The 19,076-nt window shown below is 60.2% G+C and carries 18 protein-coding genes; 17 read left to right on the top strand and 1 reads right to left on the bottom strand.

Annotation, left to right across the window (positions count from 1 at the left end; translation table 11 throughout):
- Nucleotides 1–46 precede the first annotated feature (46 nt).
- A complete protein-coding gene (locus AGR1_RS24975) occupies nucleotides 47–328 on the bottom strand; it encodes a helix-turn-helix transcriptional regulator (RefSeq protein WP_348640598.1) in 282 nt (93 codons plus the stop codon).
- Between the two features lie 399 nt (nucleotides 329–727).
- On the opposite strand from AGR1_RS24975, the gene AGR1_RS29680 reads away from it, so the two are divergent.
- From AGR1_RS29680 to AGR1_RS24895, 17 genes are all read left to right on the top strand, one after another.
- Nucleotides 728–865 carry a hypothetical protein gene (locus AGR1_RS29680; RefSeq protein ID WP_187772285.1) on the top strand — a complete coding sequence of 46 codons (138 nt, stop codon included), beginning with the start codon at nucleotides 728–730 and terminating at the stop codon, nucleotides 863–865.
- Nucleotides 866–1,181: 316 nt separating this feature from the next.
- Nucleotides 1,182–1,838 carry an RNA polymerase sigma factor gene (locus tag AGR1_RS24970; RefSeq protein ID WP_187772284.1) on the top strand — a complete coding sequence of 219 codons (657 nt, stop codon included), beginning with the start codon at nucleotides 1,182–1,184 and terminating at the stop codon, nucleotides 1,836–1,838.
- Entirely contained in the window at nucleotides 1,804–2,457 is a 654-nt protein-coding gene (locus tag AGR1_RS24965) for an anti-sigma factor (RefSeq protein ID WP_149148687.1), read from the top strand. Before AGR1_RS24970 ends, AGR1_RS24965 begins: the two co-directional genes overlap by 35 nt.
- Nucleotides 2,454–3,620 carry a S8 family serine peptidase gene (locus tag AGR1_RS24960; RefSeq protein WP_149148686.1) on the top strand — a complete coding sequence of 389 codons (1,167 nt, stop codon included), beginning with the start codon at nucleotides 2,454–2,456 and terminating at the stop codon, nucleotides 3,618–3,620. Before AGR1_RS24965 ends, AGR1_RS24960 begins: the two co-directional genes overlap by 4 nt.
- 160 nt (nucleotides 3,621–3,780) lie before the next feature.
- Entirely contained in the window at nucleotides 3,781–4,791 is a 1,011-nt protein-coding gene (locus AGR1_RS24955) for a peptidoglycan-binding domain-containing protein (protein ID WP_149148685.1), read from the top strand.
- 70 nt (nucleotides 4,792–4,861) lie between these two features.
- Nucleotides 4,862–5,734, top strand: coding sequence for a DUF3365 domain-containing protein (locus AGR1_RS24950; RefSeq protein ID WP_149148684.1), 873 nt, complete (start codon nucleotides 4,862–4,864; stop codon nucleotides 5,732–5,734).
- A complete protein-coding gene (locus AGR1_RS24945) occupies nucleotides 5,727–7,079 on the top strand; it encodes a serine/threonine-protein kinase (RefSeq protein WP_149148683.1) in 1,353 nt (450 codons plus the stop codon). The genes AGR1_RS24950 and AGR1_RS24945 overlap by 8 nt, the downstream gene beginning before the upstream one ends.
- A 46-nt stretch (nucleotides 7,080–7,125) precedes the next feature.
- Complete coding sequence (gene tssA, locus AGR1_RS24940; RefSeq protein ID WP_210248755.1) at nucleotides 7,126–8,157, top strand: type VI secretion system protein TssA; 1,032 nt, start codon at nucleotides 7,126–7,128, stop codon at nucleotides 8,155–8,157.
- 69 nt (nucleotides 8,158–8,226) lie between these two features.
- Nucleotides 8,227–8,745: a type VI secretion system contractile sheath small subunit gene (tssB, locus tag AGR1_RS24935; RefSeq protein ID WP_149148682.1), complete on the top strand. Its 519-nt coding sequence runs from the start codon at nucleotides 8,227–8,229 to the stop codon at nucleotides 8,743–8,745.
- A gap of 21 nt (nucleotides 8,746–8,766) precedes the next feature.
- The gene (gene tssC / locus AGR1_RS24930; protein ID WP_149148947.1) at nucleotides 8,767–10,254 is read left to right on the top strand and encodes a type VI secretion system contractile sheath large subunit; all 1,488 of its coding nucleotides are present in this window, start codon (nucleotides 8,767–8,769) and stop codon (nucleotides 10,252–10,254) included.
- 50 nt (nucleotides 10,255–10,304) lie between these two features.
- Nucleotides 10,305–10,835 (top strand): type VI secretion system tube protein Hcp, encoded by a 531-nt coding sequence (locus AGR1_RS24925; RefSeq protein ID WP_149148681.1) that lies wholly within the window; start codon nucleotides 10,305–10,307, stop codon nucleotides 10,833–10,835.
- Between the two features lie 75 nt (nucleotides 10,836–10,910).
- Nucleotides 10,911–11,726, top strand: coding sequence for a type VI secretion system accessory protein TagJ (locus AGR1_RS24920; RefSeq protein WP_149148680.1), 816 nt, complete (start codon nucleotides 10,911–10,913; stop codon nucleotides 11,724–11,726).
- Nucleotides 11,719–12,213: a type VI secretion system baseplate subunit TssE gene (gene tssE / locus AGR1_RS24915; RefSeq protein WP_149148679.1), complete on the top strand. Its 495-nt coding sequence runs from the start codon at nucleotides 11,719–11,721 to the stop codon at nucleotides 12,211–12,213. The genes AGR1_RS24920 and tssE overlap by 8 nt, the downstream gene beginning before the upstream one ends.
- A 4-nt stretch (nucleotides 12,214–12,217) precedes the next feature.
- Nucleotides 12,218–14,092: a type VI secretion system baseplate subunit TssF gene (gene tssF / locus AGR1_RS24910; RefSeq protein ID WP_149148678.1), complete on the top strand. Its 1,875-nt coding sequence runs from the start codon at nucleotides 12,218–12,220 to the stop codon at nucleotides 14,090–14,092.
- Nucleotides 14,056–15,075, top strand: coding sequence for a type VI secretion system baseplate subunit TssG (tssG, locus tag AGR1_RS24905; protein ID WP_149148677.1), 1,020 nt, complete (start codon nucleotides 14,056–14,058; stop codon nucleotides 15,073–15,075). Before tssF ends, tssG begins: the two co-directional genes overlap by 37 nt.
- A gap of 35 nt (nucleotides 15,076–15,110) precedes the next feature.
- Complete coding sequence (gene tssH / locus AGR1_RS24900) at nucleotides 15,111–17,813, top strand: type VI secretion system ATPase TssH (RefSeq protein ID WP_149148676.1); 2,703 nt, start codon at nucleotides 15,111–15,113, stop codon at nucleotides 17,811–17,813.
- A 37-nt stretch (nucleotides 17,814–17,850) separates the two neighbouring features.
- Nucleotides 17,851–18,918, top strand: a complete 1,068-nt coding sequence (locus AGR1_RS24895; protein WP_149148675.1) for a hypothetical protein — start codon at nucleotides 17,851–17,853, stop codon at nucleotides 18,916–18,918.
- The last annotated feature ends 158 nt before the right edge of the window (nucleotides 18,919–19,076 follow it).

Here is a 19,076-nt window from a genome sequence, read left to right as displayed (position 1 = left end):
TCCCGAGTTACTTTCCATCCAATTTCTGGAACGAGCCGTTCTTAATCTAATCTGAGCGATTAGAATCCTTTGGTATAAAGCCAAGTGAGAACCCGAAGAGCTTACCTATCTTGTCCAAAGTCTCAATTGTCGGGTTTGCTTTTCCCGTTTCTATTTCAGCCACCTGTCGCTTGGTAATTCCTGTAATGTCAGCGAATTTTCCCTGGGTAAGTCCAAGTGACTTCCGCATGTCAAGGACAGCGTCCGGCAATCGAAGGTCAGCAGCGAGGGCACGTGCGCTTAATTGTTTGCGAAGGTTGCGGATTTCGTCTCGGCTGAGCTTTCTCATTCTGGGCATAGATTATCCTTTGTCCTTGCGGTTGCGGGCTTCAAGAACGCAGATGCAGACACTGTGCAAACTGGCTGTGGCACGCTGTGATACCGCAAGCGGAATACCAAACTGTTCGAGATCGCTCAGGCGAAGGATAGTGTCTGCGAATTCAGCGATCGCTTCCAACAACCTTTCAGAGCATGAGTAGGGTAGGTCGGACTCTCGCGCATCGAGACTGATCTTCAAATGTCAGCCGCATAATATGGACCCCTTTAGGGGTTTTATATGGCAAAATTTCGCTTAAAACAACCCTTATAGGGAACTGGAAACAAGCATCCAGATATATCAATCGTCCCGCAATACGTCAGATGTTCTCTTGAAATGAATAGGCGTCTTGTTCCTTGCAAGGAACGCACGATGAGAAGCACCTGCCGCCATATCGATCTGGATGAACGACAAACCATTGCTGGCTGGCGGACTGCCGGGCCTGATGTTGGTGCCAATGCCGAAAAACTCGATCGGCATATCGCCACAGGTTCATTCGCACCGGCCTGATCCTGTCGTTTTGCATCCGCCGAAAGCAGATTTGCACGCATCGACAAATCCACGACCAATACGCCCCAGGTCGTTCTGCTATTCTCCAGTCAGTTCATCGAAACGACTGGCCCACTGCTGGATGCAGTGAGCAATCATTCTGGTCAGGCTGTAGGGGGCGCTGCAATGACAACGTGCGATCAAGGCGAGCGAGCACAATTCGCGCCGCATGCACTCCCGCAGAATTGCAACGTCATGGAGCCGAAGCGGCTCGACCTGGTGGAAAGCGCTCCCTTCACCGCGAGACGCAAAAATGGCCTCCCGATTGACTGGGACAATGAACCTTTCGACGATCACGGGAAACGTACCACTGCTAACAGCAAAGCGAATTGTCAGGATGCGAATTTTTGAAACATTGAAAAGCTCTTTCAGCGGGCTTAAGCCGCAAGCGGATGGCGATCTTTTGGTTGCCATTGCCGGAGGTGACATGGTTGCTTTCGAACATCTGCATCAACGCTACTTTCCAAAACTGATGCACTTTGCGAAGCGCATCACGGGAAGTACCGAAGCCGCTGAGGAGGTCGCCAATGACGCCCTCATGGTCGTGTGGAGAACGGCAGACCGTTTCGAAGGTCGGTCCAAACCCTCGTCCTGGATCTTCGGTATCGCTTACCGCATGTCGCTCAAGCAGCGACAGTCTTTGGGCCGGCACAATGATAATGTTCAGCTGGACGAAGACATGATTGACGACGCCGATACGGCGGCCAAGATCATGCAGCAGCAAGACATGGTTGCCGCGCTGCAAAAGCTTACGCCGGAACTGCGCGCCGTTGTTGAATTAACCTATTACAACGGATATCTGTACACTGAGATAGCCGAGATTCTTGGATGTCCGGTGGGAACCGTCAAGACGCGCATGATGACAGCCCGTCGCCGCCTTCGCACGATGCTGTCGGACGATGCGGTCATATTTTCGGAGAACGCAGTTGCTTGACAGTCGCAGTTCATGGTCGGCAAGCAATCATGACGATATTTGGGAGCTCATACCATGGTATGTGAACGGCTCCATGACGCCCGAGGACATGGCGCTCGTCAAGCGGCATATCGACGGTTGCGCGGAATGTACGGTCGAACTCTCCCGACAGCGCACGGTTGCCGCCCGGATGTCCACCGACGAGACTTATGCGCATAACACCGAGCGCAGCTGGAAGAAGCTCAGTGCGCAGATCAGGTCCGAGCGCAACGACGGCACAACGAGGCTCGCTCCACGGCGCCGGTTTGGCGTTCACCGCAAGCATTTCCTTCTGGCGGGCGCCTGTGCGGCAGCCTGTCTCGTGGCAATCGTCAACCTCACTTCGATTGGTGATGGTTTCCACACCCTGAGCAGCAGCACGTCCGACAACAGCATGCTGATAAAATTCCAGACCGCGTCTGTCCTTGCGCCAGGGCAGCTCGAAGCGATCTTGGCCGAACATGCCCTTGAGTTACTGGATGGCCCCTCGCAGGCAGGCGTCTATACAGCCGCCGCAACCCGTAATGGAACCGACCCGCATGCTTCCGCCAAGGCGTTGATGACGGCTCCGCAAATCCTGTTCGCAGCGCCAGTCGATTGAAGACGTTGCTGCATAAGGCTGCCCTGGTCGTCGCCTTCATCCTTGCCGTCGCGCAGTGCCATCCCAGTTGGGGACAGAGCCCGCGTCTCGCGCCGGCCAATTCGATGAATTCCGCCACATATCTGATCCTGACTGTCCCGATTGCCGAGCCGGATGTGCTGACAGCCACAGCAGACCGGTTGGTGTCACGTTTCGGCGTCAGGCTTGCCGCCGAATGGCCGCTTGAAGCGATCGCCGTCCACTGCTTCGTAATCGATGCGAGCGATGTTGCCGAGATCGAAGACCTGGTCGCCCGTATAAGCAGCGACAAGGACATACGCACCGTCCAGGCCATGCAGGACTTCACCACGCTCGAAAAAAGCGACGGCGATCCGCTCCTTCCTGCACAGACGGCGCTGCAGCAGATGAAACTGCCCGCAATCAGGCGGTTGTCGAAAGGCACTGGCATCACGGTCGCCGTCATCGACACCGCGATTGATGTCGCCCATCCCGATCTTGCCTCACGGGTGATCAAACAGATGGACTTCGTCGGCCTGCATCCCTTGGAAACGGCCGAAGCGCATGGCACGGCGGTTGCCGGGATCATCGCGGCGGATGCCACGAACGGGATCGGCATAGCAGGCGTGGCACCCGAAGCCGCCATTCTTGGTCTGAGAGCCTGTTGGCAAGAAGGCAGGTCGGGCCATTGCAACAGCTTTTCTCTTGCACGTGCTCTCAATGTCGCCGTGCGCGATGGCGTCGATATCATCAACATGAGCCTCGGCGGCCCACCCGACGCGCTGCTCGGCGAACTGGTGCAGGCGGCACTCAGCAAAGGGATCGTGGTCGTCGCCGCCACGGGCGAGAGCAGCACCTTGGCATTTCCCGCCTCGGCTCCCGGCGTGGTCGCTGCCGGCCCTGTGCACAAGGCGATCTCCGCACCGTCCATAGATGTGCTCAGCACCGCACCTGACAGTGGGTATCGATATGTTTCCGGCTCCTCGGTCGCGGCCGCGCATGTTACCGGCGTCGCCGCCCTGATGCGCGCGGCACGGCCCGGCCTTGGACAGGACGTGATCGCCCATGCCCTGCGTGATGCCGTGACAAAGCGTGGCGAGACCAGGACACTCGACGCGTGCCGCGCCCTGATGGCGGTGATTGACGCGACGGTAGACTGCAACTGATCGCGCCTGCCCGTCGACCAGCCGAGATCTGCGGGCAAATATTTTCCCTTGGCGATGAACCTGATCGAGCTTTGCCGGTACCTACAGCTTGAACCAGCTGTGCATTCCCTTGCCATGCACGCGGAATGCGCAACTGGAACAATTTGAGAAGGGACGACAAATGGGAATGCGCATTGTCTTCGTGACCTTGGCACTTGTTCTGGGCAGCCTGCCCGCGAAGGCTCAATCCGACCGCGTTGTTGCCCTGGTCGTGTCCGTGGGTGACGGTGGGGGGCGTGCTGACGCCATTCAGACCCAGCTGCAGCTGATGGGCGCCGAAACACTGCGCGCAGACGGCCCGAACAATGCGCAATTGCGCTCAATCGTGACGCGATTTGCCCGTGAGGCCGCGGATTCTCGCGCCACCTTCGTTTATCTCGACGCCCCCGCAGTCAATTTCGAAGGTCGCACTTTCGTCCTGCCCAAGGGGGCGACCCTCAACAACCCGACCGATATCTTCACCCAGGCAATACCGATCCAGGCCTTTGCCCGCTCCTCGGCACAGGCGGAACAGGGAGGCGCGGTGGCCATGACGGTCTCCGACCAGTCGCTTGAACTGCCGGATACCCTCACCTTCACCGACCGTGCACCGGAATCCGTGCCGGGTTCGGCGGCCGTTCTGGTTGCAACAGTGGAGGCATTTGACCCTCTGCTCGCAATCGTCGAGGCCACCGCAGCCCAAAACGAGATCGAGCTCGGCGCCATGTTGAAGCAAATGTCCAGCCAGGCTGGCGTTACGGTATCAGACATTCCGTCCATTCCAATCCTGCTCCGGATCGATACCGCGCCGCCCGTTCCCGATCAGGTCGATACGGCGGCAGCGACGACGACCGCATCGGCGACCTCGCAGCTCGAAACACCTGCCACGCCGCCCGCAACGGAAACATCCAACACGGGACAGGTCGAACCGCAGAAAACCCTGGAAGAGCTGACGCTGCTCGAGCAATCGATTTCCAGAGCCGCCAAACGGTCGATCCAGAGAAAGCTGCGCGACCTTGGCCATTACAAGGGATTGGTAGATGGCATTTTTGGCCCGCAAACCCGCGACGCCATCAAGGCCTTCCAGACAAGCCGCTCGGCACAACCGACCGGCTTCCTCAATCGCCAGCAACAGATCGACCTGAACACTTGACACTTGCTGCGGGCCCGCACTCGCACCCTGCTCCACTGCGCCCATAGCGCACAATCAAGGACCAAGACCCATGGGCCTGCGCCTGAAATACAATATCGTGCTGTTCCTCGCGTGTTTCGTGGGCATCGTCGCAGCGGCCATAGGCTCCTTTTTCTTCGTACAGAAATCGGCGACGGAAGAGATCATGCAGTCGATCAGCCTTGTGCGCTCCAACGCCATCGCAGTCCGCTCCTACACGCTCAACAGCATCGACCCGCTGCTATCAGACAACAACGACATCCTATTCCTGCCCGAAACGGTGACGTCCTATGCCGCCCGGACGGTCTTTGCCACCTTCCAGAAACAGTTTCCCGAATTCAGCTACAAAGAGGCCGCCCTCAATCCGACCAACCCGGCGGACCTGCCGACCGAACTTGAAGCGAAGCTGATCGAGCTCTTGAGAGAGGACAAATCGCTCGACAAGATCAGTACGGTTGTGGAGAACGATTCCGGCCGTTTCTTTACCGTCGCTTTCCCCCTGACCATCACCCAGGAAGGCTGCCTGACCTGCCATTCCACCCCGGACGCCGCGCCGCCTGCCATGGTGGATCTCTATGGACCGCATAACGGCTTTGGCTGGAAGATGGGCGAAACGGTCGGCGCGCAGATCATTTCCGCACCGATGTCGATTGTCGAAAAGCGCGCACAGGAAACCGGACTGATCCTGATCGGCGGTATCACCCTGGTTTTCCTCCTTGTTTTCGTGCTCACGAACCTGATGCTCGGACGTATCGTGGTCCGTCCGGTGCGACGCATGTCCGAACTCGCGGAAAAGGTCAGCATGGGCGATTTTTCGCAGCCCGAATACCGCAAGCCCGGCAAGGATGAGATCAGCTCGCTGTCGCTTTCCTTCAATCGCATGCGGCGCAGCCTCGAACGGGCGATGAGCATGATCGATGTCTGACGAAACGGTCATCATTCCCGGCAAAGGGCAGCAATATATCGGAAAGTACCGGATCGACGGCACTCTCGGCGAAGGTGCCATGGGCGTCGTCTATGCCGGACAAGACCCGGATATCGACCGTCCTGTCGCCATCAAGACGATCCATCGACACCTGATCAAGGCCGCTGGCAGCGAGGAATGGTTACAGCGCTTCGCGCGTGAGGCACGCGCGGCCGGACGTGTGCTGCATCCCAACCTGGTCACGATCTTTGAATATTTGCAGCTTGACGGCATTCCCTACCTCGTCATGGAACGCGTTCGCTCGATCACGCTCGAAGACCGCTGCAACGCCGCCGAGCACCTGCCTCTGGAAGAGGTACATGCGATCATGGCGCAGATCCTGGCCGGCTTGGCCTGCATTCATGCAGCCGGCATCGTGCATCGTGACCTGAAGCCCGCCAACGTGATGTTGACGGAAGACGGCACCGTCAAGCTGACGGATTTTGGCATCGCTCGCCTGACCGCGATGGATGCGACCGGCGCCGGCATGGTCGGCACGCCATCCTACATGGCGCCAGAACAGCTGATGGGTTCCGAGGTCGATGCACGCGCGGACATCTATGCCGGCGGCGTCCTCCTCTACGAATTGCTGACCGGCCGCAAGCCTTACAAGGGTGGCGGCATCGAAGCACTGTTCGAAGCCGTGCGCAACGGCCGCTTCACACCGCCGAGCGAGCTCGTTGCGTCCATCCCCGCAGCACTGGACGACATCGTCTTCAAGGCGATGAGCGTGGAGCCGAACAAGCGTTTCGCGGATGCCGCAGAGATGCGCAAGGCTCTGGAAGCGGCGCTGCCGACCGCCGACCGCACCGGCCTGATCGAGGTCACGGCCTTGCCTCAGCCCGCCATCCGTCGCGAAGGCTCCTTATCGGGCACGATGATGGAGAGGATAAATGCGCAGACGCTCGGAAAGGTCGAGCAATTCCTGACCCGGAGCATCGGCCCGATGGGAAAGGTGATCGCTCGCCGCGCCGCCGGCAAGTCAACCAGCATCGAGCAGATGATCGAAACCGTGCTACAGGAATTTCCTGACGAAGCCGAACAGCAGGACATGCGGATCGCAATGCAGCATGCTCTTGCCGAGACGCCGGCTTCTACCGACGCCACGGCCGGCTTTGCCGAGGAAACCCTCGCGCGTGTGACCGATATCATGCGGCACCATGTCGGGCCGATGGCCAGCATCCTCGTCAGGCGCACGGCGCGCGGGGCGACAACACAGGAAGACCTCATCCGCCAGATGGCCGAACATATCAGCGATGCGCGCGAGCGTGACCAATTCCTGACCGCTGCGAAGAAGACCCTGTAGCCACCATCAGGACCGCCCCACCCCAAACATCCCGAAAGGAAAAGCCATGCTGGACCTGGATAATCTGTTACGCAGCCGCAGCGACGATGCGCCGAGCGGCCCCGACCTTGAATATGATCCCGACTTCACCGCGCTGGTTCTTGCAAGCCAGGTCGGCGAAGAAAGGGTCGTTGGCACCTCCGTCATCCCGGCCGAGGAGCCGGACTATGGCATGGTCAGCCGCGATGCTGTCGATCTGCTTGGACGCACCAGAGATATCCGCGTTGCCGTCATCCTCGCGAACGCGATGCTGAAAACACAGGGATTGCCGGGCTTTGAGGACGCTCTCAATTACATTCGCCGCTCGCTGGAAGACTATTGGGACAGCATTCATCCGATGCTGGACGAGGATGACGACGATGATCCGACCATGCGCATCAACGCCGTACTTGCGCTGATCGACCGTTCGACCGTACTTGCCGCTTTGCGTTCCGCGCCGCTGGCCGACAGCCGGGCCTTCGGACGTTTCTCGCTGCGAGACCTGCAGCTGGCGGATGGCGAGATATCGCCAAGCTCCGATGCCGAAACTGTCCCCACCCACCAGACCATCTCCGCAGCATTCCAGGATAGCGATCCGGTGCGGCTGGCGGCGATTGCAGCCGCCGTCGACAACTGCCGTGACCACGTCAGGGCAATCGAGACTCTGCTTGACGATAGGGTGGGCGGGCTCGCGCCGGATCTCGATCCGCTGCACAGAATGCTTCACGACATCCGCAGCCGGCTGATCGCCCATGTCGTCCCGCAGGCGGGCGAGCCCTCCACCGAGCCAAGGGAGAGCGATGAAGGCCGCCCGGCTGCAGCAGCCACGGAACGGGTCATGCCTTCGGGCGCGATCGCCTCTCCTGACGATGTGAAAAATGCGATCGACCGCATACTCGACTATTACGCCCGCCATGAGCCTTCCAGCCCGATTCCGCTGCTGCTCCACCGGGCGCGGCGGCTCGTCTCGGCCGATTTCGTCACCATCCTCAAGGATATTGCCCCCCAGGGCATGGAGAATGCGGCCCTGATCGGCGGTTTTTCAAACTACGACGACTGAAACGAAGTTCGAATGAACCTTTGGGTTCCCTGACGGCACTCACGGGCAGAGGAACACGGGAACCCAGAAATGGCTAAAAGCAGTCAGAAGTTTATTGCGCGCAATCGCGCGCCGCGCGTGCAGATCGAATATGACGTGGAAGTGTACGGTGCAGAAAAGTCCGTACAACTGCCATTTGTCATGGGCGTGATGGCAGATCTGTCCGGCAAATCGCAAGAGCCGCTACCGGCGGTCGCGGATCGGAAATTCCTGGAAATCGACGTTGATAATTTCGACGAGCGCATGAAGTCGATGCGGCCGCGCACCGCGTTTACGGTGTCCAACACGCTGACTGGCGAAGGCAATCTCGCCATCGACATCACCTTCGAAAGCCTCGAAGACTTCTCGCCCGCCGCAATCGCCCGCAAGGTCGAGCCGTTGCGCAAGCTCCTGGAAGCGCGCACGCAGCTCGCCAACCTTACCACCTACATGGATGGCAAGACCGGCGCCGAGAACCTGGTGGCTCAGATCATCCAGGATCCGACCCTGCTGAAGGCCCTGACGTCGGGTCCGGCCATGCAGTCCAAGACAGTTGAAACCGAGGAGTAAGCCGTGAACGATACGACGCATCTGGCCGCCGGGTCTGCACCGGCAACCGAAACCATTTTCGCCTCGGGCGAATTTGCATCCCTGCTCCAGAAGGAGTTTCGCCCGAAGTCGGACCAGGCGCGCTCTGCCGTCGAGGAAGCGGTGCGGACGCTGGCCGAACAGGTTCTTCTCAACGAGACGCTCGTGTCAAGCGACGCGCTGCGCTCTATCGAGAGCATCATCGCCGAAATCGACCGGAAGTTGACCGAGCAGGTCAACCTGATCCTCCATCATGCCGATCTGCAGACGCTGGAAAGCGCGTGGCGCGGCCTGCATTTCCTCGTCAACAATACCGAAACCGACGAGATGCTGAAAATTCGGGTGTTCAACGTTTCGAAAAAGGATCTTTCCAAGACGTTGCGCAAGTTCAAGGGCACGGCCTGGGACCAGTCGCCAATCTTCAAGAAGCTTTATGAGGAAGAATACGGTCAGTTCGGCGGCGAGCCCTATGGCTGCCTCGTCGGCGACTATTATTTCGACCACAGCCCCCAGGATGTCGAACTGCTCGGCGAAATGTCAAAGGTGGCAGCGGCGGCCCATGCACCGTTCCTCACGGCAGCGGCTCCGTCACTGTTCCAGATGGACAGCTGGTCTGAACTTGCCAACCCGCGCGACCTGACCAAGATTTTCCAGACGCCGGAATACGCCGCCTGGCGATCGCTCCGCGAAAGTGAGGACAGCCGCTATATCGGCCTCGCCATGCCACGTTTCCTCGGTCGCCAACCCTACGGCGACAAGACCGATCCAGTCGACGCGTTCGCCTTTCAGGAAGATACCGAGGGCGCTTCGTCCGACAAATATTGCTGGGTCAACGCCGCTTACGGCATGGCACGGAACGTCACCCGGTCGTTCAAGCAATATGGCTGGTGCACCCGCATCCGCGGCGTTGAGTCCGGTGGCACCCTGGACGACCTGCCGACCCACACCTTCCCGACCGACGACGGCGGCGTGGACATGAAGTGCCCGACCGAGATCGCGATCTCCGACCGACGCGAAGCCGAGTTGGCACGCAATGGCATGATGCCGCTGATCCATCGCAAGAATACCGACATGGCAACCTTCATCGGTGCCCAGTCGTTGCAGAAACCGGCGGAATACGACGATCCGGATGCAACGGCGAACGCAAATCTCGCGGCACGCCTGCCCTACATGTTCGCCACCTGCCGCTTTGCCCACTACCTGAAGTGCATTGTCCGCGACAAGATCGGCTCGTTCCGTGAACGCAATGACATGCAGACCTGGCTGCAGGACTGGATCAACAACTATGTCGACTTCAACGCGGAAACCTCTCCCGAAGAAGTCAAGGCCAGACAGCCGCTGGCCGCCGCGGAAGTGCAAATTGAGAAGGTGGAAGGCAATCCCGGCTACTACACCTCCAAGTTCTTCCTTCGTCCACATTATCAGCTTGAAGGGCTCACCGTGTCGCTGCGCCTGGTGTCCAAGCTGCCCTCGCAGAGAGGCGGGAACTGATCGCCCTCATCTCCCACTCCCATCATATCCATCCCTAAAAGGAACATTCCATGTCCATTGATGCCTTCCTCTATTTCCCAGGCCAGTCGGATGTCGTCGGCGAAACACTTGATAGTGATATGGCCGAAAAGCGCGCCTTTGAGCTGAAGAACTTCGATTTCACCATCAAGAACAAGATCAGCATCGGCTCCTATACGGGCGGCGGCGGCGCCGGCAAGGCTGACTTTGACCCCGTTACGGTTGAAAAACGCACCGACACCGGATCATGCGGCCTGTTTTCCGCACTCTGCTCCGGCAAGCATTTCGATGAGGCCATCCTCGAATTGCGTCGTTCCGGTGGCAGCAACAGCAGTTCCGGCACCACCTTCATGAAGGTCCATTTCAAGATGGTGATGATCGCCGACATGAACTGGACTGCCGGTGAGGATTCCGCCGACGAAAAGATCCAGTTCGAATATGGCGCGATCAAGATCGAGTATTTCAGGCAGGCCAAGGACGGTCGCATGACCAAGGCGTCGGGCGGTCAGGGCGAGACCAAGTGGAGCCGCGTCATGAACCGGGCAATCTACGAGGTCAAGTAAGGTTCCTTATCCATTCGCCGGACCATTCAGGCCTGGTTCGGCGAACCTTTATCCATCGCGACAAGACCGGACACCATGACAGCCGAACAACTTCTCAAGCTGGGCGATCTCGAAGGCGCTCTTGCCGCATTGCAGGACAATATCCGCAAGGCGCCGCAAGACAGTCGCCTGCGCGTCTTCCTGTTCCAGTTGCTGTGCGTGCAGGGTCGATGGGAGCGGGCGATTGCCCAGCTCAAGACCTGCGCCACGCTCGATCCGCAGGCCGGAAACATGGCGCAGATGTACCGCACGGCAATCATCTGCGAGATCACCCGGGAAAAGGTGTTTCGCGGTGAAAAACAGCCGCTGGTCTTCGGCGAACCACAAGAATGGGTCGCATGGATGGTGGAGGCGTTGCGCGTGGAAGCCGAGGGCAATCACCGTGCCTGCGAACACCTCCGACTGCGTGCTTTCGACACGGCCAACGCCGTGCCCGGCCAGCTCAACGGCACCGCATTCTCCTGGATCGCCGATGCCGATCCACGGCTCGGTCCGCTTCTCGAAGTGATTGTCAATGGCCGCTATTTCTGGGCGCCATTTACCGCGATTTCACGGATCGTCATGAAACCGCCGGTCGATCTCAGGGACCGGGTCTGGATGCCGGCCGACGTCACCTGGTCGAACGGCGGCAACGCGGTGGTGCTGATCCCCACGCGTTATGCCGGAACCTCAAAGGCCGCCGGCGACCGTCACCGTCTGGCACTCGCCACCGACTGGCTTGGTGGCGAAGCGGGCACGACAGCCGGCATCGGCCAACGACTGCTGGCCACGGATACCGGGGAGTGTGCGCTCATGGATCTTCGCACGCTGACGATTGGACAGGCACAGGAGGCAGTTGCCGACAATGGCTGATCGATTGCTCGCCGAACGACTGCAGCCCTCGCTGCTCGACCGCTTGACTGACGACGCTCCCCGCAGCCTGGCGGAAACGGATTCCGGGCGGATGATCGACATTGCGCGGCTTCGCCAGATCATCCAGCGCGATCTCGCCTGGCTGCTCAATACGTCCAACATGGAGGCCGAGCATGACTTGGCGCTCTTTCCCCATGTCGCAGCCTCGGTGTTGAACTACGGCATTCCCACATTGTCCGGCTCATCCAGCACTCGGATCCGGGTCGACGACATCAGACTTGCACTGCGCAAGGCGATCGAGACCTACGAGCCGCGTATTTTGCCGCAGACGCTCGAAATCGAGATGCGACAGGACAGCGGCAGCAGTGCGGTGATCTCCTTCGACATTCGCGGCGAACTCTGGGCCGAACCTGTGCCGGTCGATCTCTACCTGCGCACGGCGCTGAACGTGACCAATGGCGAAATCACATTGACGCGGCAGGGGTGACGGCATGGATACGCGGCTTCTCAAACATTACGAAAACGAACTCGGCTACATCAGGGACATGGGCGCGGAATTCGCCGAAGCCTATCCCAAAATTGCTGCCCGGCTGGGTATGAAGCAGATCGAGGTGCTGGATCCCTATGTCGAGCGCCTGCTGGAGGGGTTTGCCTTTTTGTCCGCCCGTGTGCAGCTCGAACTCGAACTGCAATACCCGGTCTTCACGCAGAACCTGCTGGAAATCGTCTATCCGCATTTCCTGGCGCCAACCCCTTCCATGACCATCGTCCGAATGGTGCCGGATGCGGCCCAGGGCGGCATCAATGACGGCTTCACCCTGCCGCGCGGCACGCCTCTTCGCGGCCGACTGACGGATGGCGCACAAACCGCCTGCCAGTTCCGGACATCACAGGACGTGACCCTGTGGCCGATCGAGCTTGCCGAAGCGGAATATGTCGATGGCCGCAGCGAACTGGTGGCGGCGGGACTGGCGAAAGACAATGCCGCCAAGGCGGCGCTGCGCCTTCGCATCCGGCGCACTGGCGGCGGACCGCTTTGCGACCTGCCGCTCGATCGCCTGACGCTTCATCTCTCGGGCGCAGGCGCCGAGGGATGGCGGCTGTATGAGGCAATCCTGGCCCAGGGTCTCGGTTTGGCTGGACGCTCGACAGACCGGCGGCAGGACTGGTCGCTCTCGCTTGGAAAGACCATCCACCCGCGCGGCTTCGAACCCGAGGAAGCCCTCCTTCCTGTTCCCGGCCAGTCTTTCGAGGGCTACCGGCTGCTGCAGGAATATTTCGCAATGCCGCAACGGTTCTTCTTCATCGATCTCGGCGGGTTGCAGCCTGCGGTTCAAAGGGCAGAAGGCGACGATCTCGATATCTACATCCTGCTGGCCGAGGGCAATCCGGCGCTCAAATCGATCACTGCCCGCAGCTTCGACCTGTTCGCGGTTCCGGCGATCAACCTCTTTTCCAAACGTTGCGACCGGGTGGCGGTGGCTGGCACCGAGATCGACCATCTCGTGACCGTCGATCGCACGGCACCGCTTGACTATGAGATCTATCAGCTCGAAGAGGTCACAGGGATTGCGGGAGACGGGGCCGAGGACATCGCTTTCCGGCCCTTCTACAGCGCCCAGGATTTTACCCCTTTTGCGGACACCCACAACGCCTATTACAATGTCCGCCGCCGATTGCGCCAGCGATCTGAAAAGCAGCGTCTGAAGGGGACGCGAACCTCCTATCTCGGCGCTGAGCTTTATCTTACGCTCAGCGACCGCAAGCAGGCGCCCTATCCCAGTCATGTCAAGCAGTTGGCCGTCAGGGCGCTCTGCACCAATCGCGACCTGCCGATGCTGACGGCGATCGGTGGAGCGGAGACCGATTTCTCCCTTCCCGATGGCGGTCCGGTGTCAGAGGTCCGCGCGATCGTGCCGCCCACGCGGCCGCGCCAGAGCCTGGCCGAAGGTGCCCGCGCCTGGCAGCTGGTCAGCCATCTGAGCCTCAACTACCTTTCGCTGGTCGATGCGGATCGTGGCAAGGGGGCCAACGCGCTGCGCGAACTCATCGGTCTCTATACCCCCTTGGGTGAACCGGCCCTCGCCAAGCAGATGGAAGGTCTGATTTCAGTCGCTTCAAGACCGATCGTTCGGCGCGTGAGCGAACCGGTGCTTTCCACCGCCGTGCGGGGGCTGGAGATCCGCGTCGGCTTCGACGAGAGCTTCTTCGAAGGGTCCGGCTGCTATCTGCTCGGCGCTGTGCTGGAGACATTCTTCGCCAAATACGTGTCGCTCAACAGTTTTACCGAGACCGTCATTCATTCACAACAACGGGGGGACATCGCAAGATGGCCGGCAAAAAGCGGGAGGCGGGTCCTGATCTGAGCCGCCTTGCCGCGCTCGCGCAGGACCCGCAGTCACACCACATCTTTCAGGCCTTGCGGTTGATCGAGGCCACTCACAGCGACCGCCCGCGACTCGGTCGCTCGCGCCATCCATCGCAGGATTCGGTTCGTCTGTCACAGGCGCCGGAACTTGCCTTTCCGACCTCCACAGTTTCGGCCTTCGTCAGCGAGCCGGAAACAGGCCGCCATATCCTGACGCAGCGGTTCTTCGGGCTTTTCGGACCGAACGGTGCGCTGCCATTGCATCTGACCGAATATGCCCGCGACCGGCAACGGAACCATCAGGATCCGACGATCGTCGCCTTTGCCGACGTCTTCCACCACCGCATGATGTCGCTCCTTTACCGGGCATGGGCGACCGGCGAGCCGGCCCCCTCATTCGACCGCCCCGACGACGATCCGTTTGGCAGCAAACTCGATGCCCTTGCCGGTCTGGCCGGAGAAAACTTCGAAGGCCGTGATGCGATGCCTGATCTCGCAAAACGGCATTTCGCAGGACTGCTTGCAGGCGCGACGCGCAGCGAAGCCGGCCTCAAGGCAGTCCTTGCACGCTTCTTTCAGGCAGACATCACGATTGAGAGCTTTGTCGGCAGCTGGCTGCATCTGGAACCCCATGATCGCGGGTGCCTGGGCACTGCCAGCCTCGGCGGCAGCGCCAGCCTCGGCGTGAAAGTCTGGTCGCGCGAAGCCCGGTTCCGCATCCGCATCGGGCCGCTCTCGCTTGAAGACTACAGTCGCCTGCTGCCCGGCGGCCAGAGCCTCAGGCGACTGGCCGCCCTCATTCGCGGCTATGCCGGTGACACCCTGGAATGGGAGGCGAATCTGGTGCTCGACAGGGACCAGGTGCCGCCGACTGTGCTCGGCCGTTCCGGCGCGCTGGGACACACAAGCTGGATTGGCGTGCGACCGCCATCAGACGCCGACGATCTGTATCTCACCGCTCCGGCACAGCATGCGCCCTGAGCCACTCATTGTGCCAACCATCGGGAAGGATGACCATGTCTGACATCAGCCGCGTCGCGCTGTTTGGAAAATTGAACCGGCTGGGTTTCCAGTCGATCGAAAGCGCCACTGTCTTCTGCAAGATGCGCGGCAATCCTTATGTGGAACTGGTTCACTGGATCCACCAGATCCTGCAGGGGCAGGACAGCGATCTGCATCGCATCATCCGTCACTACGACTTGGAGCCAGCGCGGGTCGCGGCCGATCTTGTACGCAGCCTCGACGCCCTGCCGCGCGGATCGACCTCCATATCCGATCTCTCGCCACACCTGGAAGATGCGGTCGAACGGGCCTGGGTCCATGCCTCGCTGCAGTTTCGCAGCAGCCAGGTCCGCACCGGTCATCTGGTACTGGGCATCCTGAAGACCTCCCGTCTGACAAACCTGTTCGAAGGGATCTCGGGCGAGTTCCGGAAGATCCATGTCGAGGATCTGGCCGATCGGTTCAATGAAATCCTCGACGGATCGCCCGAGGAAGGTCTTGCCGCCCAGGACGGCACATCGCTTGGCGGGGGCCAACCCGGTGAGGTCTCAGACGCCCTGCCCGCCCCGCAGCTGGGTGGAGGCAGGTCGCTCGAGCAATTCTGCACCGACTTGACCGACAAAGCCCGCAAGGGCGAGATCGACGCCATTGTCGGACGCGACGACGAAATCCGCCAGGTGATTGATGTGCTGATGCGCCGCCGGCAGAACAATCCGATCCTCACAGGCGAGGCCGGCGTCGGCAAGACAGCGGTGGTCGAGGGTTTCGCGCTGCGTATTGTGCGGGGCGATGTGCCGCCGGCACTGCGCGAGGCCCGGCTTCTGTCCCTTGATGTCGGCCTGCTTCAGGCCGGCGCCTCGATAAAAGGCGAGTTCGAAAATCGCCTGAAAAGCGTGATCGAGGAAGTGCAGGCCAGTCCAGTCCCGATCGTCATGTTCGTTGACGAAACCCACACGCTGGTTGGTGCCGGGGGGGCTGCCGGGACGGGCGATGCCGCCAACCTGCTGAAGCCGGCGCTTGCGCGTGGCACGTTGCGCACGATAGGCGCCACGACATGGGCGGAATACAAGAGACATATCGAGAAGGATCCGGCCCTGACCCGCCGTTTCCAGGTGGTGCAGGTCGCCGAGCCCGACGAGGCAAAGGCAATCCTGATGATGCGCGGCACGGCCTCGATGCTGGAACGGCACCACAGGGTGCAGATCCTCGACGAGGCGCTGGAAGCGGCCGTCAGACTGTCGGCCCGTTACATCCCGGCGCGGCAGCTTCCCGACAAGTCGGTCAGCGTGCTCGACACCGCCTGCGCCCGCGTGTCGATCAGCCTGCACGCGGTTCCCGCCCCCGTCGACGATTGCCGGCGTCGCATCGATGCCCTTGAGACCGAACTCGACATCATCGGCCGTGACGAAACCGCTGGCGCCGAGGTGACGCAGCGCCGCATCCGGGTCGAGGCCGAGCTTGCCGCCGAGAGCGCGCGGCTCGACGAGATTACGGCCCGCTGGGACAGGGAAAAATCCTTGGTTGGCGAGGTTCTCGACCTGCGCGCCCGGCTGCGCGAGGGCGGACAACCGATCGGGACCAGGGATGTCGCAGCGACCGCACCCGCTACAGCACTGGCGGGCGACGCGCGCGAGGTGACCCTTGCGCAACTGCGGCGCAAGCAGACCGAACTTGCCACCTTGCAGGGCGAGGCGCCGCTGATGTTCCCGATCGTCGATGCGCAGGCAATCGGCGCCATCGTCTCGGACTGGACCGGCATTCCGGTCAGGCGCATGGTCAAGGACGAGATCCGCACCGTGCTCAACCTTGTCGACCACCTGTCGAACCGCGTGATCGGCCAGGATCACGCCATGGAGATGATCGCCAGGCGGGTCAAGGCGTCCCGCGCCGGGCTTGATAACCCGTCGAAACCGATCGGGGTGTTCATGCTGGCCGGCACTTCAGGCGTCGGCAAGACGGAAACCGCGCTGGCGCTGGCGGAAACCCTCTACGGCGGCGAACAGAATGTCATCACCATCAACATGTCAGAATTCCAGGAGGCGCACACCGTCTCAAGCCTCAAGGGCGCCCCTCCCGGCTATGTCGGTTATGGGGAGGGTGGCGTGCTGACCGAAGCGGTCCGGCGCCGGCCCTATTCCGTCGTGCTGCTCGACGAGGTGGAGAAGGCCCATCCCGACGTGCACGAAATCTTCTTCCAGGTGTTCGACAAGGGGATCATGGAGGATGGCGAAGGCCGGGCGATCGATTTCCGCAATACGCTCATCCTGCTCACCTCCAATGTCGGCTCGGAGGTCATCATGGATCTGTGCGCCGATCCCGAACTCATGCCCGAACCCGAGGGTATGGCCAAGGCCCTGCGCGAGCCGCTGCTGAAGGTCTTTCCGCCCGCCCTGCTCGGCCGCATGGTGACCATCCCCTATTACCCGCTCTCTGCGGACATGGTTTCCCGGATCACGCGGCTGCAGCTCGAGCGGATCAGCAAGCGCGTCAAGGCAACCTACGACGTGCCCTTCACCTATTCCGACGCGGTCGTGGACACCATCGTATCGCGCTGTCAGGAGCTGGAAAGCGGCGGTCGCATGATCGACGCCATCGTCACCAACACGATGCTGCCCGCAATCTCGACGGAGGTTCTGACCCGCATGCTCGATGGCGGCAAGGTCGAGCGGATCGCAGTCGACATCGCCGGGGGCGATTTCACCTACGCCTTCGGCTGACGGGCAAACGGACTGACATAATAGGACTTTTCACACCATGGAAACCACGCATAAATTTTACATCGTCGATCTGGTTCGCAACAGGCCCAAGAGCGAACTCGTAGAGATACCCAAATATCCCGTGAGGATGGAAATCACTGTCTCCACGAATGATAAAAATCCCCCGCCTGAATCACTGCTGAAACGCTTGGAAGAGGAAGCGCGTGAGGCACTGGAGGCAAAGGAAAGGGGAATCACCCTTTATGCCTTCATCGTGGCCAAGCAGGTCAACGATCTGCTCGGCGGCGGCAAGCCTGACGTTGATGATCACCCAAAGGCGGTCTACATTGCTTCCATCGCAAACCAGAAGATCAAGAAGCTGCTGGATTCGGCCAAGGCGGATGCGGACAAGAAGGTCAAGGAGCGACTTGAAAGGGAAAAGAAGGACAACGAAAACCTGTCCGAGGCGAGGGTCAAGACAGCCATCTTCTTCGCGACCTCCGTCATCAAGCTGGCCACCAACGGTCTCAAACTCACCGCGTCCCATGGCGCCGATCTCTCGGCTATCGCCAGCATTGTAGGTACGCTGATCACTCTGCAAGCCATGGTCATTCAGCTTGGAAAGAAAGAGAGCCAGCTGCAAAAGGACCTCGAAGCGGCTCTCTCGGCCTATATCACCGCAAAGAAGAAGGTGACTTCGCCGAAAAAAACCTCGAAGGACGTGGACAACGCCGCTGGCAAGGCCGAGACAGCACGAAAATACTACCGCGATCATCTGACGAAATTCCGCCAAAAGATCGACCTGGTTTCGGTGAATGCAGGTAAGCTGCAAAAAGAAATGAAGGCCGCCACGACGCTGAAGGAAGGCGTCAAGGCCGGCGCTGCCTGCATGAAGCTCAAAAGCGAAGTTCGCGTGATGACGGAGATCCTGACAAAACGCGAGCACTATCTTGCCGACATGCAAGACATGTTCACGAAAAACGAGGGCAAGGTCGATGACCGCACCGTGATGGACAAGCTCAAGGCCTTCAACAGGGAGACTATTTTCGAAAAAGCGACAAGTCTCAGCGCGACCGTGGGAGATATCAAGTCGATTTTCGACAGCATCAAGGAACTGGCGGTATAGACCCGCGAAAACAGTGTTTTCAAACGGGGTAGCATCCTGTCATGCAGGCGGCGTAAGCGCCGGCAAGGGTGATCTGCGTTTTTTTACGTCCGGGTCGAACCTCTTTGCCTTTCCCGGGCACTAACCATGCAACAGGGCCGTGGTCGAAGGTATCGACA

This window comes from Agrobacterium sp. B1(2019) (assembly GCF_008274755.1).
GTDB lineage: Bacteria > Pseudomonadota > Alphaproteobacteria > Rhizobiales > Rhizobiaceae > Agrobacterium > Agrobacterium salinitolerans.
Note: the sequence above shows the minus strand (reverse complement) of the source record. Positions and strands in the feature narration are given on the sequence as shown.